Origin of the sequence: Pantoea coffeiphila (assembly GCF_016909495.1) — a bacterium.
Lineage (GTDB): Bacteria > Pseudomonadota > Gammaproteobacteria > Enterobacterales > Enterobacteriaceae > Erwinia > Erwinia coffeiphila.
In genome coordinates this window covers 248,549-263,831 of record NZ_JAFBFW010000003.1, presented here as the reverse complement: position 1 = coordinate 263,831, position 15,283 = coordinate 248,549, and the positions used below count along the sequence as shown (strand labels likewise).

Annotated in this window: 12 protein-coding genes; 3 read left to right on the top strand and 9 right to left on the bottom strand. The window is 58.4% G+C overall.

All coding sequences use genetic code 11. From position 1 onward, the window contains the following. Positions 1-2: 2 nt before the first annotated feature. The 7 genes from JOE09_RS10925 to JOE09_RS10895 all read right to left on the bottom strand — a co-directional run bounded on the left by JOE09_RS10925 (position 3) and on the right by JOE09_RS10895 (position 9,930). Positions 3-998 (bottom strand): fimbrial protein, encoded by a 996-nt coding sequence (locus JOE09_RS10925; RefSeq protein WP_200560562.1) that lies wholly within the window; start codon positions 996-998, stop codon positions 3-5. Continuing rightward, a complete protein-coding gene (locus JOE09_RS10920; protein ID WP_205065801.1) occupies positions 989-3,475 on the bottom strand; it encodes a fimbria/pilus outer membrane usher protein in 2,487 nt (828 codons plus the stop codon). Before JOE09_RS10920 ends, JOE09_RS10925 begins: the two co-directional genes overlap by 10 nt. Positions 3,476-3,486: 11 nt before the next feature. Then, entirely contained in the window at positions 3,487-4,188 is a 702-nt protein-coding gene (locus JOE09_RS10915; protein ID WP_205065800.1) for a fimbrial biogenesis chaperone, read from the bottom strand. Positions 4,189-4,280: 92 nt separating this feature from the next. Next, positions 4,281-4,889 (bottom strand): fimbrial protein, encoded by a 609-nt coding sequence (locus JOE09_RS10910; protein WP_205065799.1) that lies wholly within the window; start codon positions 4,887-4,889, stop codon positions 4,281-4,283. Between the two features lie 362 nt (positions 4,890-5,251). Beyond that, the gene (locus JOE09_RS10905) at positions 5,252-5,581 is read right to left on the bottom strand and encodes a helix-turn-helix domain-containing protein (RefSeq protein ID WP_205065798.1); all 330 of its coding nucleotides are present in this window, start codon (positions 5,579-5,581) and stop codon (positions 5,252-5,254) included. A gap of 74 nt (positions 5,582-5,655) precedes the next feature. Beyond that, positions 5,656-8,769: an efflux RND transporter permease subunit gene (locus JOE09_RS10900; protein WP_205065797.1), complete on the bottom strand. Its 3,114-nt coding sequence runs from the start codon at positions 8,767-8,769 to the stop codon at positions 5,656-5,658. A gap of 30 nt (positions 8,770-8,799) precedes the next feature. After that, positions 8,800-9,930 (bottom strand): efflux RND transporter periplasmic adaptor subunit, encoded by a 1,131-nt coding sequence (locus tag JOE09_RS10895; protein ID WP_205065796.1) that lies wholly within the window; start codon positions 9,928-9,930, stop codon positions 8,800-8,802. A 154-nt stretch (positions 9,931-10,084) separates the two neighbouring features. Here JOE09_RS10895 and JOE09_RS10890 point away from each other — a divergent pair, with 154 nt between their 5' ends. Both JOE09_RS10890 and JOE09_RS10885 read left to right on the top strand, forming a co-directional pair. Continuing rightward, the gene (locus JOE09_RS10890; protein WP_205065795.1) at positions 10,085-10,789 is read left to right on the top strand and encodes a response regulator; all 705 of its coding nucleotides are present in this window, start codon (positions 10,085-10,087) and stop codon (positions 10,787-10,789) included. A 1-nt stretch (position 10,790) separates the two neighbouring features. Continuing rightward, entirely contained in the window at positions 10,791-11,843 is a 1,053-nt protein-coding gene (locus tag JOE09_RS10885) for an ATP-binding protein (protein WP_205065794.1), read from the top strand. Positions 11,844-11,861: 18 nt separating this feature from the next. On the opposite strand, the gene JOE09_RS10880 is transcribed toward JOE09_RS10885, so the two are convergent. Beyond that, positions 11,862-12,470, bottom strand: coding sequence for a TetR/AcrR family transcriptional regulator (locus JOE09_RS10880; RefSeq protein WP_205065793.1), 609 nt, complete (start codon positions 12,468-12,470; stop codon positions 11,862-11,864). A 156-nt stretch (positions 12,471-12,626) separates the two neighbouring features. On the opposite strand from JOE09_RS10880, the gene JOE09_RS10875 reads away from it, so the two are divergent. Continuing rightward, positions 12,627-14,153, top strand: coding sequence for an MFS transporter (locus JOE09_RS10875; RefSeq protein WP_205065792.1), 1,527 nt, complete (start codon positions 12,627-12,629; stop codon positions 14,151-14,153). Between the two features lie 98 nt (positions 14,154-14,251). Here the strand turns inward: JOE09_RS10875 and JOE09_RS10870 are convergent, their stop codons facing one another. Further along, entirely contained in the window at positions 14,252-15,187 is a 936-nt protein-coding gene (locus JOE09_RS10870) for a LysR family transcriptional regulator (protein ID WP_205065791.1), read from the bottom strand. Positions 15,188-15,283: the final 96 nt, after the last annotated feature.

Sequence of the window (15,283 nt, the reverse complement as noted above, 5' to 3'; positions counted from 1 at the left end):
GGTTAATCGTACGTCAGGTTAAAGACCATATGAGATTCCACTTCACCGGTCGAGGTGGTCGGCAGGTACTGATAGAAACGGGCGCGGTACGGTAAGGTGATATAGCGCGTTTCCTGGCTCTGTAGCGTACCGATGTTGTATTTTTTATTAAACTCGATTGGCGTTCCGTCTTTCAGCACCTGAATACCGATCCCTTTTGCCGCCGAATTGCCGGTTTTTTCGTTAATCAGTGCCCCTTTGGTCGCGGTGGTATTGGTGGCCAGATTCCCCGAGAACGTCGTATTGATGTTAGCAAACCCGGAAGCGCTTAAGCCGCCACTGCACTGCAGCTGAATATTAAAATCTCTTCCGCCCGCAGTCGTACCGACTCCGTTTAAATCGGAACGTTTAATTGCGCCCACATCAACATTCATATTAGTACCACTCAATACCGTACAGGAAGGCGAAACAATGGTGATCGCATTGGCACTCAGATAGGTGTCCAGAATGGGATTATTACCGTTCTCCCAGTCGTAGGTCGTATATTTTCCTGCCGCCAGCGTACCGCTTCCGGTGGTGGTGGCGGTTTTAATAATCTCCAGGGTGAAGCGCGACCCCTCCAGAGAATAGGTCGTGGTTCGGGTTATCGATGAGGAATAGGTATCCGGGTAGATAATATTCACCGTGGCCCCGCCGCGGCTGAAGCGCATGCCGATTCCCGGCACGTTGGTAGAAAACACCTTATTACCCAGATTGGTACTGCCCGCCAGCGCCATCTTCGCCACAAAGCGGTTGGTGCCGGAGGTACAGGTGTAGCTTGCACCGCCCGGCGCATTCATCGTCCAGTTTCGGGTGGCAATCACCGAACCCACCGGCAGATCGGGCGGCACCACCACCCTGCCCACCACCATATCCAGCTGTACCGTTGGCTGAGAGAGTCGGGTACAGGCTGCCCAGGCGGAGGTTGTCCCCATCATCATCAGCCCCATCAAGATAACCAGCTGCTTACTCAGCGACATACCCTTTCCTTATTGTTTTCCTGGCCCAGCTCAACGGAACACTCTCCGCCGCTCCACTTCACCACCGCGCGCCGTGCGCTGGCATCGCTGATAAACAGCATGCTGCCCTGGCCTACGACGCCAATCGCCTTGCCGTCCGCATCGTAAACGGAGGCGGCAAACGGCAGCGGCGCACGGTTTGCCTGGCGAGCCAGCAGTGTGATGTTGTTCTGAATTGACGTATTGAAGGCCACTTTCACCACGCTGTCTTCCCACGGCACCACCTGAGCCACCGTTCGCTCGAACGCGACATCGTCACTGCTGCCTTTCGGGTCAATTTCAACCGCATTGATGCGGTAGGGGCGCAGGTACGGCAGAACCGCATAGCCGTTTTTATCCACGCGCGTCCCCGGTGAACCCGGCAGTTCAGCACCTGCCGCATCTTTCGCTTCGATCAATGCCATGGTCGTGCCGGTCTCCGGCGACAGCACAATGCCGCCACCGTGGGCAATCAGCGTCCCGCTGCCGCCCAGCCCGCTCTGGCGATAGCCCGCGCCCTGGCTGTAGCTGCCGTTCAGCGTGGCCAGCGGCGTACGATAGCTGCCGTTCAGCGCCACATCATGCTCGCCGCCGCTGGAGGTGGTGGTGGAAATGCCGTAATTCAGGTTATTGCTGCTATCCAGCGAGCCGTTCACGCCAATCTGCGAGCTGCCGAAGTGCGAGTTATTAAATGAGGTATTCGAGGTCAGATTTGCGGTACGCCCCTCGCCGAACCACAGCGGATAGCTGAAGTTAAGCGACACGCGGTCGTCGCGGCTGTGGCCGGAGCTGTCCGGGGTATAAACGCGCTGAGCGCCCACCGACCATGACAGGCGGCCAAACATATTGTTGTAGCTGAGCTGATACTGCTTCTCGGTGCCGGAGCGGTTCCAGTAATCGGAGATGCGGCCGCTCAGATAAAAACCACCCCAGCCGTCCGGCAGGCTCTGGTTGACGGTAAAGGTCAGGCCGTTTTTCTGCCGCCACTGGGTGTAATTGCTGTCGTAGTATTTCTCCTGATCGACCGCAAACAGCGCGTCGTTCAGGTTGTAATAACCTTTGGTGGAGTAGCGATACGCCGCCAGCACGATGCTGGTCTGGGTTTCGGTGAACATCCGGTTAAAGGTGGCGCGGTAGCTCTGGCCGTTTTCATTCAGCGTATCGCTTCTCAGCCGTGACTGGGTGATATCGAAGGAGAGCGCACCGAAACCGGTATTCATCCCGGTGCCGAGCAGGAAGGCCTGATAATCATTAAAGCCGGTAGCGCCGACATAGCCGGTAAACAGGTTATTCAGACCGTGCTGCCAGGTCGCCTGATACAGCACGGGCCGGTTTCGCAGCGAACTGTCATCAACCTTACCGGCGGAGAGCGCATAGCGCGTCATCCCCGGACGCAGCAGCTGCGCCACCGAGGCGTAGGGCACATTAAACACTTCTGTGCTGCCATCGGATTCTTTCACCGACACTTCCAAATCGCTGCCGTAGCCGGAAGGATAGACATCTTTTAATACAAACGGCCCCGGCGGCACGGTCGTCTGATAAATCATATTCGCGCCCTGACGGACCGTTACCAGCGCGTTACTCTGCGCCACGCCGCGGATCTCCGGCGCGTAAGAACGCATTCCGTCAGGCAGCATATTGTCGTCGGTCGCCAGATTCACACCACGCACGCCAATGGTGTCGAAGAACTCACCGTTGGTGAAGATTTGCCCCGCGCTGACGATGGAATCGACCTGCGGCAGCGGCCGCTGTACGTAGGTCTGGTTACTGCTCCAGCGCGCCTTGCCCTGCTGCTGCTGCCAGTTCAGATTCCCCACGTGCTTCAGCAGCCAGCCGTCCCAGGAAAATCCCGCATTGATGCCCAGATAGGCACTGCTGTTATCCGAACTTTCACCGGCCGAAGCGTGGCTGGTCCAGGTGTTCGCCATCCAGCCCAGGTTCAGCGCGGTAATGCCTTTATCCCAGAATTCCGGGCTGACGAAGTTTTTAAAGCGCTGATCTTCATAGATTTGCGGTACGGAGATTTCCAGCCGCAGAGAGGACTGAATCAGGTTATCTTTAATCGTGTCTTCGCTGTGCCACTCCGGCAAACGGCCGCAGAAGCCTTCCTGCTGGCTGAGCGTGGGGTTGAGCTTCTCGGCGGCAATACCAAACTGCGCCAGCATGGCCCGGGTGTAACAGATCCCCATTTTCCCGTCTTGATCGCGGGTGACATTGAGATCGTAGCGCCCTTTCCACTCGCCGTTGGTGTACACGTCAAGTGAGTAGGTTCCCTCGGTGATGGCGCTGGTAGAGAATCGTGACAGATCGACTTTTTCACGGCTGCCGACGATAAAACCGTCGTTAAAGGTGTAGGTCGCCCCTGGGTTTTCCTGTCCGCTGGAAACTAACGGCAAGCCGCAGAGCGCAATTGCCATCGCCGTGCGTAAACTTCCCGGGCAGAATAACTTCTGCTTCATTATTTTCACCCTTATTGAACGGCGACTTTCACAGCAACATCGGCACCATAGTCATTGATATTGTTAACAGTCAGCGTCTCGCCTTTGCTCACCGACGCGTTCAGTGCAATCACCTGGCTTGACTGCGGGGCAAGCATCACCGTTTTGCCATTGAGCGGCCTGACGCCGTCGCGCGAAATGCGGCTGACGGTGATATAAAACGGCGTGGGGTTCGATACTGATAAGCGATTACCGCTGGCGGAGAGTGCGAGTTTTTCCGCCGCCGCATCGCGGTTGCCGAGGCCTGCCGGGCGATAAATAAATTTAAACCGTGAGCGAATCGCCAGCTGCAGGACGTTTTGCCCTTCATTTTTGCCGTTAGCGACCACTGGCGGGATTTCCAGCAGGTTCAGCCACCACAGCGTCTCTTTATCTTTGGCTAAGCCGGCATCGCTGCCGAGTTTGATACGCAGCGTCTGGCCGCTTTTGGCATCCACGCGGGAAATTGGCGGAGTAATAATAAACGGCGTGGTGATGGTATCCGGCGTGGCGTCGGGATTACCGTTATCCAGCCAAGTTTGCGCCAGCGCCGGGCGGTCGGCGGTGTTGGAAAGCTGCACCGTTATTTCTTTTTCATTTCCCGGATAAATAAAGCGGGTGCCGTTGACAATAATATTGTTGGCGCTGGCCGCAACACTAAAAATGGAAAAGAAAAAAAGGGCAATCGACTTCATGCTGACCTCAAAATAAAAAATAAGCGGCAGCACGTGCCGCTTTATCACTGTTTAAATCGGCTGATAAAGGCCGTTTTAATTTCAGGCAGTAATTACTGGTAGGTAATTTCGTAAGTCGCGTAGCTGTTCACCACACCGGTGGTGACAGCAGACGGGGTGCCGGTCGCGTAGCCCACGATATACGTGAAGCGTGCACCGTCCTGTACGGCCGCAGCGTCGCCGGTTACTTTCGGCTGGGTGCTGTCGCCAGGGATGATTTTGTTGGTCAGTGCGGTGGCACTGTCTGTTGCCAGAACCAGCTGAATGTTTTTAGCACCGGCGGCTTCGGTGTTCGCCAGGTAGCCCTGCTGTTTGCCGGTAGCGCCAGCCAGCAGGTTACCACCGGTCCAGTTCACGCCCAGCTTGGTCAGATCGTCCTGCGCGGTGCCGTCAGCGGCCTGGCAGTTAGACACGTCGATGGTGAAAGATTTTGGTTTCAGCAGTGTATCAGCCGCTGCGCCTTTCACTTCCGTTAAGGTCACTGGAGACAGATAAACATTGGCATCGCTGCCCTGGCCATTAACGGAAACAGTACAAGAAACATCGGTCACTTTACCGAAGAAATTAACCTGACCACCACCCACATTCTGGTCAGCCGCATTCGCTGCAGACAGGCCTAAAAACGCAGTCGCCATCGCGGCGGAAAGAATTACCTTTTTCATTGCTTATCCTTGTCGGAGAGAGTTATTTATCAATTAGCCAACAGCGGTCCTGCACAAAGTCGTCGACTTTTCGCCATACGTATTTGTGCAATGGTGAATAGAAACTTCAACTGACCGGAAGCCGCAAGATTAAGGCGTCAGATAGCGAGTCTCGTTAAGGAGAGTTCGTTAATACTGTCGGCGTCAAAGAATGCTATTTCGCCGACAAATATACATTTGTTCACATCTGTCTGGAGACTGCTTTAAGAGTGGGTGACTATTAATTTTTAATAAACAATCGCTAAAATTAATAACAAAAGTTATAAATGGACGATTTTTTAGCCAAAAAATAAGCGTATTAATGACTTTTAAGGCGAAAAACGTTAGCGCTGCGTCCGCCGCCATCGGGCGGGCGGCGCCTTAAAGTAGCGGGTGAACAGGCGGGTGAACGATTGTTGGCTTTCAAAACCGTAACGCAGCGCAATATCCAGAACGGTCAGTTCGGTCAGCGCCAAATCCTGCGAGGCATAATACAGTCGGCGATCGCGAATATAACTTCCCAGGGTCTGATTCATTCGCTGACGGAAAAGGCGCTGAAAATACCATTTTGAATAACCCGAGCGGGCGGCAACATCCTGAATGTGCAGCGGCAGTCCGATATGTTCATCAATCCATGGCAGAATGTCGTCGACGGTTTCTTGCTGGATATCCATGCTGTCCTCCTGAGTTAAAATCAGCCTGAACTCAGAGCAGGCAGCGCCCTTAAGCTGCCTGCTGTGTTGTTTTATTACCGATTTGATTTGCTGGTGAGGGCACGCAGTTTATCGGCCGCAGCCATCACGAACAGGAAGAACGCAGGCACAAAGAACACCGCCAGAATTGTCCCGGTAATCATCCCACCGAATACCCCGGTGCCGATGGCGTGCTGAGTCGTAGCGCTCGCCCCGGTTGCCAGCATCAGCGGCACTACGCCGAGGGTAAAGGCCAGCGAGGTCATCAGGATCGGCCGCAGGCGCATACGGGCGGCGCGCAGCGTGGCGCTGACGATATTGCCCTCTTCACGATAGAGCTGGCGGGCAAACTCAACGATTAAAATCGCATTCTTCGCCGACAGACCGATGATGGTGATCATCCCCACCTTGAAGAACACATCGTTGGACATATCGCGCAGCAGCACCGCCCCCACGGTGCCCAACAGCCCCAGCGGCACCACCAGCATCACCGAAAGCGGGATGGTCCAGCTTTCATACAGTGCCGCCAGCACCAGGAATACCACCAGCATCGACAGCATCATCAGCATCGGTGCCTGCGAAGCCGACTGGAGTTCCTGCTGCGACTGCCCGGTCCACTCAACGGCAAACCCTGACGGCAGCTCTCCGGCAAGCCTCTCCATTTCGGCCATCGCATCCCCGCTTGAATAGCCCGGCGCGGCGCTACCGGCCAGACGGAAGGCAGGATAGCCCTGATAGCGAATCAGCTGTAGCGGCGAGGTTTGCCAGTCGGCCTGAACAAACTCGGACAGCGGCACCATACCGCCGCTTTTGTTGCGCACGTAGAGCGAAAGCACGTCCTTCAGATGCATACGGTACGGCGCGTCGGCCTGCACAATCACCTGCTGAATACGCCCACCGTTAGGGAAATCGTTGACGTAAGACGACCCCATCGCACCGGAGAGCGTCTGGCTGATATCGCTAAAAGTCACGCCCATCGCTTCGGCTTTCTGGCGATCGATGCGCAGGTTAATACTGGTGCCATCAGGCAGGCCATCGGGATACACATCCTGCACGACGGCACTGCCAGCCGCCGCGCCAAGCAGCATATGCAGCGCCGCCATCTGCGTTTTGTAATCGTGCCCGGCGCGATCCTCCAGCCGCAGCGTGAAGCCGGTGGAGTTACCCAGCTCGGCAATCGGCGGCGGCAGCAGGCTCATCACCGTGGCGTCAGGAACGGAGGACATCGCCTCCTGCACCCAGGCCGCTTCGCCCTGTGCCGTTGCGCCGGAACGCTCGCCCCAGTCTTTCATCATGGTAAAGGCCAGCGCAGAGTTGGAGCCCGATCCGGCAAAGCTGAAACCGAGGATCGACAGGTTACGATCGACGCCCGGACGTTCGGCGATCAGCGCCTCCAGCTTTTGCACCACGTCGCTGGTGCGCTCGGTGGTCGCATCGGAAGGCAGCTGGAGAGACGTAATAAAGTAGCCCTGATCCTCTTCCGGCAGGAAAGAGGACGGCAGGACTTTAAAGCCGAAGGCCAGCACCGCGCACAGTGCCGCATACAGCAGCATCATGCGGCCGGTTTTTTTCAGCAGGCGGCCCAGCCACGACGCATAGCCGGAAGACAGCCGATCGAAGCCGCGGTTAAAGGCACTGAAAAAACGCCCTTTATGGTGTGATTCCGGGGTAATCGGCTTCAACAGGGTGGCGCAGAGCGCCGGGGTCAACGTTAACGCCAGGAACGCTGAGAACAGGATCGACACCGCCATCGACAGGGTAAACTGCCGGTAGATAATCCCTACCGAACCGCTGGCCAGCCCCATCGGGATAAATACGGCAGTCAGCACCAGCGTAATACCGATTACCGCACCGGTGATTTCACGCATTGCCTTTTCCGTCGCTTCGCGCGGTGACAGCCCCTCTTCCGCCATCAGGCGTTCAACGTTTTCCACCACCACAATCGCATCGTCGACGATAATGCCGATCGCCAGCACCATGCCAAACATCGTCAGCACGTTGATAGAGAAGCCGCTCAGCATCATCACGGTGAAGGTGCCCAGCAGCGCGATGGGCGCAACGATGGCTGGAATAAAGGTATAGCGGACGTTTTGCAGGAACAGAAACATGACCAGGAAGACCAGCACCATCGCCTCGATAAAGGTATGGATCACCTTTTCGATGGAGATTTTAACGAACGGCGCGGTATCAAACGGCACGGAATAGCTCATCCCCTCCGGCATGGTATTGGCCAGTTCGGCCAGCCTTGCCTGCACCGCCGCCGAGGTTTTCACCGCGTTGGCACCGGGCGACAGCTGGATCGCCGCCGCCGTAGACGGCACGCCGTTGTCACGGATGGAGAAAGAGTAAGTTTGTAATCCCAGCTCTACGCGCGCCACGTCGCCCAGCGTCACCCGTGAACCGTCGGTATTGGCCTTCAGCACGATCTGACGGAACTCCTCCGGCGTACCGAGCTGGCCGCTAACGGTCAGCGGATAGGACGAACGCTGACCGTCAACCGACGGCGAATCACCGATACGGCCCGGTGCAATCTGCGCATTTTGCAGGCTGATGGCGTTGGTAATGTCGCTAATCGTCAGGGAATAGGAAATCAGCCGTGCGGGATCGACCCACACCCGCATCGCCTTCTCCGCGCCGAACGCCTGCACTTTCCCCACGCCCTCCACCCGGCGCAGCTCTTCCGTCAGGTTACGGGCAAAATAGTCGCTCAGATCGGCTTCGCTAAAGCGGCCCGGTGCCGAGTTCAGCCCGACGATCATCAGAAAGTTCGAGGACGCCGCCTCAACCGTCAGCCCGTTTTGCCTGACCGTCTGCGGCAGCCGCGGCTCCACCACCTTAATCTGGTTCTGCACGTCGACCTGGGCCAGCTTGATATCGGTGCCCGGCTTAAAGGTCACCGTGATCGTGCCCATTCCCGACGTATCGCTGGAGGATTCGAAGTAAAGCAGATCGTCCACGCCGGACAGTTCCCGTTCAATCAGGGAAATCACCGATTCGTTCATGGTCTGCGGCGTGGCACCGGGGTAGTTTACGGTAATCGACACGCTGGGCGGTGCCACCGACGGATACTGTGCCACCGGCAGCTGCGGAATGGCGATCAGCCCGAACAGTACGATAAACAGGGCAATAACCCAGGCAAAAATCGGGCGATTGATAAAGAATTGCGGCATCAGATTTTCCTGTACTGATTAAAACGCGGATTACGCACGGGGCTTAAGCGGAACAGCCGTTACCCGCATGCCTTCCTGCAGCTTGTCCTGGCCTTCAACAACCAGCCTTGTTCCGGCCTGCAGACCGCTTTTGACGATCTCGCCCTGGCCGCTTTCGCCCGCCAGCTCCACGCCGATTTTCCGCGCCGCGCCATCACCATCGACCGTCCAGACATAGTTGCCGTCATCAAGGCGCTGTATCGCCTGGCCGGGTATCACCAGTCCGTTTTTAGCGATATGTCGGGTAATGCTGACGCGGATATACATTCCCGGCAGCAGGACGCGCGCCGGATTATCCGCCACGATGCGCAGCACCACGTCGCCGGTTTCGTTATTAACGCTCACCCCGGAGAACAGCAGCTTAGCCTGTACGTCATAGGGCTTACCGGCCTCATCCAGCAGACTGACCCGCAGCGCATTGGGGGACGGTTCATCCGCTGTCGGGCTGTCGATAATCTGGCGCAGCTCCGATGCGGGCAGACGGGCATCGACATAGACCTTTTCCGTCTGCTGAACGATAGCCATCGCCTGGGTATCCGCCGCGCTGACCAGCGCACCCTCGGTCACAAACTCCTGATCGATTCGCCCGCTGACCGGGGCTTTTACCGTGGAGTACGCCAGGTCCAGCTTTTTCCGCTGTAGCGAGGCTTTGGCTTCCGCCACGCTGGCCGCCGCCTGCGCACTGTTCGCCAGTGCATCATCAAAATCCTGACGGCTGACAGCACCGCTATGCTGAATCTGGCTCAGGCGGTTGGCCTTCTGCTGTAGCTGGCGGTGAGAGGCTTCCACTCTGGCCAGTGTCGCTTCAGCCATCGCCACTTCCGCACGAAATGGCGCAGGATCGATTTGAAACAGCGGCTGACCCGCTTTGACCTCCGAGCCCTGAGCAAACAGCCGGGCGGTGACAATCCCACCGACCTGCGGCCGGATTTGCGCGGTGCGCAGGGCAACAACGCGCCCCGGCCAGCTGTGGGTCACTGACACCTCTCCCGCTTCCAGCGATGTCACCGTTACTTTGGTGGCGTCAGGCGACTGAACGGCAGTCTTATCCTCATCCTGCCCACAGCCGGCGATCGACAGGACAACAGCGGCCAGTAACAGCACCCGTCCTTTAATTTTCATAGCGGCATAATTTCCGAAAGTTATAAGAATGAAAGGCGGCAGACTAACGCGGTTTTATGCAGAATCAGTGGAGCGAATATGGAGGGAGTGTGGAGATAAAAAATAAAAATTCTGGCCTTAACAACCCCTTGCCGATGCCATATTGTGGGGTCCTATGAACACACAATTCCCAATCCTTGTCGTCGAAGACGAAGTGGAAATCGCTGAGATCGTCCAGGCGTATCTGCAACGCGATGGCTTTGACACACTCTATGCCGCCAACGGCGTCGACGCGCTTGAACTGCATGCGCGTCATAACCCCTGCCTGGTGATTCTGGATATCCGCATGCCCGGTATCAACGGCTGGCAGGTGCTCTCCGAGCTTCGTCGGCGCGGCAATACGCCGGTGCTGATGCTGACGGCCAGCGATGGCGATACCGATAAGCTCGCCGCATTGCGGATCGGTGCCGACGACTACGTGATAAAACCGTTTAATCCCGATGAGGTCGTGGCCCGCACCCACGCTATTCTCCGGCGCACGGCCTGCCAGCCGCGCCCCATCGCGGCCGTCCCGCAGGTGCTGAAAACCGCCCGGCTGGCGCTCTATCCCGAGGAGTTCCGGGTGGTGAATATCAAAACCGAGGAAGAACTGGCTATCGCGCTAACCACCACCGAGTTCCGCCTGCTGGCCCACCTGATGCGTTACCCGAAAAAGGTCTTCAGCCGCCTTGAGCTGCTGGAAAACTGCCTGGCCGAGGGTGAAACCCTGGAGCGCACGGTGGACAGCCACATCAGCAAACTGCGTAAAAAGCTGGAGGAGGCCGGGATTTCGGGCATACCCGAAAGCGTGCGCGGCCTCGGCTACCGGCTGGGGGATTAGCATGAAGGGATCAGGCCTGAGCCGCCATTTAATCGTGCTGATGACGCAGGTCACCTGCTCATCAATTATTATCTCTTTCGGCGTGTATTACGTGTGGTATGGCCTGGCGCTGCTGTTTACCAATATGGAGGCGGTGGACTACGAACCGACCACCGGCGAGTGGATGCAGTTCGGCATTTCAACCGCGCTGTCGCTGGCGGTGGCGATCCTGACCGCCGTCAGATTTGCCCGCAAGGTGCTGTATCCGCTGAACTCTCTGGCCGACAGCGCGCGTAAAATCGCCGGCGGCGAACTCGGTACTCGCGCCGAAGCCGGTGACCGCAGGCTGACGGAAACCGCCGCGCTGGTGGACGACTTTAATACCATGGCCGAGCGGCTGGAAACGGCCTCGGGGGAGATCACCACCTGGAATGCGGCCATCGCCCACGAGCTGAGAACGCCGGTGACCATCCTGCGCGGGCGGCTGCAGGGGCTGGCCGACGGCGTATTCCCCCCCGACCACGCGCTGTTCGTGAATCTGGTAAAGCAGACCGAGGGCCTGGCGCGGCTGATTGAAGATCTGCGCACGCTGAGCCTGGCGGAAAGTGGTCATATGCCGCTGCACTGTGAAGACAGCGAAATCAGCCGGGAGATCGCCGCCGTGGCGGAGCTGATGCGCCCTTCGCTGGCCGAGCGCAAACTGTCGCTGGTGCTGCGGCTGGATGACATCACCCTGCACTGCGATGCTGCGCGACTTCGCCAGGCGCTGCTGGCCCTGCTGGACAATACGCGCCGCTACGCCACGCCGGGTGTCGTCATGGTGTCCTGTTTCCGCAGCCCGGAGGGTGTCACTATCGCGGTAGAGGACGAGGGGCCAGGCATCCCGGCGGAAATCGGCAGCACCCTGTTTAATACCTTCACCCGGGGCGATCAGTCGCGTTCACGGGAAAGCGGCGGCACCGGGCTGGGGCTGGCGGTGGTCCAGGCGATTGCCAAAGCCCACGGCGGAAAAGCAAACTGTGAGACAAGCGAGCTGGGCGGCGCGGCGTTTAAGATGACGTTCCCGGATATTTAGCGATATGCCGGGCGCGGGCTAGCCACGGCCCAGCAAACGTAAAAACTGCTGTGCCAGTTGTGCGCCCAAATCGGTGCGGCTGGCGTCTTCGCCGATCACCAGATTGTCCACCGCGCCGTGCATACCGTGGTACATCAGCATCGCGGTCAGCCGGGGCCGATCCAATTGCCAGGCTCCCAGCGCAACCCCTTCGTTCAGCAGTGCCAGCACCTGATCCAGCACCGCATCGCGATCCTGATTGCCGCGCGTATGGTAGTGGTGATCGTGATACAGCGCATCATGCACCGCCATGCTGTCCAGATACGCCGCCACGCAGCTGTTGCACCAGGCGTGCAGGCGGGCAATCGCATCATCCACCGGGCAGGCATCCATCGCCAGCTGAACCCGATCGATAAACTGGCGGGTAAATCGCTCGCGCAGTGCGGCCAGCACTTCATTTTTTGACGGGAAGTAGTGATAGAACGTGCCCTTCGCCACGCCGGCATCTCGCACGATCTCACTGACCGTAGTGGTCTCAAAACCCTTAGTGATAAACAACCGCTCGGCGGCATCCATCAGCTCGTCCAGTCGAACCTCTGCCGGTTTGGTGCGCGGCTGCGGCGGTCTATTTTCCTGTGGTGAATTCATTTTCGCGTCCCGTATTGCCCGGGTGCCATCGTAACCAATGTCGCTTTTCTTGACCAGAAAACCGCAAAATAGCCGCCATCAATCCATTGACCGACGGTCAGTCATTATCTATATTGAGAATCATTATCAATAAAATAACAGGATCACGGAGACGCTATGCACCGCTTACGCCGGGTTTCGCTGGTGGCAGCCATCTGCCTCGGCACCTTTATGACGTCGCTGGATATCAGCATTGTTAACGTTGCGCTGCCCGCAATGCAGGCGGCACTGAATACCACGCTATCCGGGCTTCAGTGGGTGGTGGATGCCTACGCGCTCTGCCTTTCCGCCTGCATTCTCTCCTCCGGCCCGCTCAGCGCACGTTTCGGTCACAAGCGCGTGTGGCTGTGCGGCATCGCGATTTTTACCGTGGGTTCGGCCCTGTGCGCGCTTGCCGGATCGCTGCCCACTCTGCTGGCGGGGCGGGTGGTTCAGGGCATCGCCGGAGCGGCGATTATTCCGGGGGCGCTGTCGCTGTTAACTCGATCTTTTCCTGATGAATTTCAGCGTATTCGGGTCATTGGCATCTGGTCGGCGGTGAGCGCTCTGTCGCTGGTCGCCGGTCCGCTGCTCGGCGGCATCCTGGTGCATATTACCGGCTGGCAGGTGATCTTCCTGATCAATCTGCCCATCGGGATAATCACTCTGCTGCTGGGCCACTATGGCCTGCGTGAAAGCGCCTCGAAAGAGCGCCTGTCGCTGGACCCGGCCGGGCAGCTGCTGAGCGTGCTCTGGCTGGGAGCACTGACGTTTGGTCTGATAGCCAGCGGCGAGCACGGCTGGCGCAGCCCGCTGAGCGCCGGTTCACTGTTCGCCGCGCTGCTGCTGTTTGCCGCATTTCTGCGGGTGGAAAAATTCGCCGTCCGCCCGCTGCTGCCGCTCGACCTGTTCCGCAAGGCTGACTTTACCCTCTGCAATCTCGCTTCGGCGGTACTCGGCTTTTCCGCCTACAGCAGCGTCTTCTTTGTCTCTCTGTTTCTGCAGCAGGCGCAGGGATGGAACTCGCTGGAAACCGGCTGGCGCATGGCACCGGAATTCATTGCTATGGCGATAGTTGCGATGACCTTTGGCCGTCTTTCGGCCCGTTTTAGTGTGCTGATGATGGCAATGACCGGCTATGCGCTGATGGCTGTGGGTCTGCTGCTGATGCCACTGCTGGACGCCGGTAGTCCGGGGCTTTTCGTGAGCCTGCTGCTGGCGATACTGGGTGCAGGGATGGGGCTGGCGATGCCCGCTACCAGTGCGCTGGTGATGCGCAGTGCGCCGACGGAACGATCCGGGATCGCCTCGGCGGTAATGAATGCGCTACGGCAGGCGGGCATGACGCTGGGCATCGCCCTGCTGGGTACGCTGATGAACCTTCATGCGCAGGCCGTACTCGCCGCCAGCCTGCGGGCGGCCCGCTTCAGCCAGCCGGAGGCGTTGGCCCACGCGGCAATCGTTGAGCATCACTGGCCCGCGAGCGTGGACGGTGAAAGGCTGATGCAGGAAATGGCCCGCGCGATTGCCAGTGGCTTTGGCAGCGCGATGCTGTGGGCGGGGCTGGCCAGCCTGGCGATGGCAATGCTGCTGATACTGCTGCATCCCCGTTTCCGCCAACGATCTGCCGAACCGCCGCTCGTCTCAGATGCCGCGCAGGATTGATTCGTCATCTTCCTGAATATCGCCACAGGCTACGAGGCGAGTGCGCTTGCAGCTCGCATGGCGAGCAGAACGGGCAGTTATCCGCTCGCTCGACCGGGTTAAGCCGGATGCTGGGTGCCGGTCAGCACCGGCATGGTTTCCCGCATCATCGCCAGAAACATACGCAGGCGGGCGGGATAGTAGCGCGCGTGCGGATAGACCAGATACACCGGCAGCGCCGCCGCGTGCCACTGCGGTGCCAGATGCAGCAGTTTTCCCTCGGCAAGATCCTGCTGCACCATCCACGATGAGGCAATGCCGACCCCCATCCCCGCCAGCACCGCATTACGCAGCGCATACAGGCTGTCGGTCAGCAGGCGCGGCTGAATATCAAAACGCTGCACCTCGCGGCTGGCATCGTGAGTCAGCGACACGCTGTGGCGATAAAAAGTACTCAACGCCAGCCAGGGCAGATCCTGAAGCTGCTGCGGCCGTTCCGGCAGCGAACGATCGCCGAGCAGCGTGGGGGAGGCGATGACAATACGCGGGACTTCGGCCACCAGAACCGCCACCACCGACGGTTCGGTAATGGGCCCAACGTGCACAGCGCAGTCAATGCCTTCGGCAATAAAGTCCGGCGTGCGGTCGCTGAGCATCCAGTCCACGGTCATTTTTGGATAGCGCTGCAAATAGGCCTGTAGCGGCGCGATCATCTGATCCTGGCCAAAAGCATGCGGGGCCAGCACGCGCAGCACGCCCTGCGGCTCTTCCGTCACCCCACGCAGATCGTCCTCTATCCCCTGCCAGCTTTCCAGCAGCGAACGCGCATGAGCGTAGCAGCGCTCACCGTCTTCGGTCAGCTTCATCACGTGGGTATTGCGCTGCAAAAGCTTCAGACCCAGCAGCTTTTCCAGCGTTTGCAGGCGGCGGCTGACGGTAGGTTGGGTGGTCGACAGGCGCAGGGCGGCCGCAGACAGGCTGCCTGCTTCAACGATGCGCACAAAAGTCTGCATCAGCTCTATACGGTCAACGCCGGGTAATATGTCTTTGCTCATACGTCCATCGTATAACAGTTCTACCTGGCAGGCGACTACCAACCGTTATCGTAACGGTGAAAAATACCTGCAACTTCTGATGAAACGAACAACGGG

Coding starts and splice junctions, on each gene's coding strand:
- JOE09_RS10925 (WP_200560562.1), bottom strand. CDS start 998: ATGTCGCTGAGTAAGCAGCTGGTTATCTTGATGGGGCTGATGATGATG.
- JOE09_RS10920 (WP_205065801.1), bottom strand. CDS start 3,475: ATGAAGCAGAAGTTATTCTGCCCGGGAAGTTTACGCACGGCGATGGCA.
- JOE09_RS10915 (WP_205065800.1), bottom strand. CDS start 4,188: ATGAAGTCGATTGCCCTTTTTTTCTTTTCCATTTTTAGTGTTGCGGCC.
- JOE09_RS10910 (WP_205065799.1), bottom strand. CDS start 4,889: ATGAAAAAGGTAATTCTTTCCGCCGCGATGGCGACTGCGTTTTTAGGC.
- JOE09_RS10905 (WP_205065798.1), bottom strand. CDS start 5,581: ATGGATATCCAGCAAGAAACCGTCGACGACATTCTGCCATGGATTGAT.
- JOE09_RS10900 (WP_205065797.1), bottom strand. CDS start 8,769: ATGCCGCAATTCTTTATCAATCGCCCGATTTTTGCCTGGGTTATTGCC.
- JOE09_RS10895 (WP_205065796.1), bottom strand. CDS start 9,930: ATGAAAATTAAAGGACGGGTGCTGTTACTGGCCGCTGTTGTCCTGTCG.
- JOE09_RS10890 (WP_205065795.1), top strand. CDS start 10,085: ATGAACACACAATTCCCAATCCTTGTCGTCGAAGACGAAGTGGAAATC.
- JOE09_RS10885 (WP_205065794.1), top strand. CDS start 10,791: ATGAAGGGATCAGGCCTGAGCCGCCATTTAATCGTGCTGATGACGCAG.
- JOE09_RS10880 (WP_205065793.1), bottom strand. CDS start 12,470: ATGAATTCACCACAGGAAAATAGACCGCCGCAGCCGCGCACCAAACCG.
- JOE09_RS10875 (WP_205065792.1), top strand. CDS start 12,627: ATGCACCGCTTACGCCGGGTTTCGCTGGTGGCAGCCATCTGCCTCGGC.
- JOE09_RS10870 (WP_205065791.1), bottom strand. CDS start 15,187: ATGAGCAAAGACATATTACCCGGCGTTGACCGTATAGAGCTGATGCAG.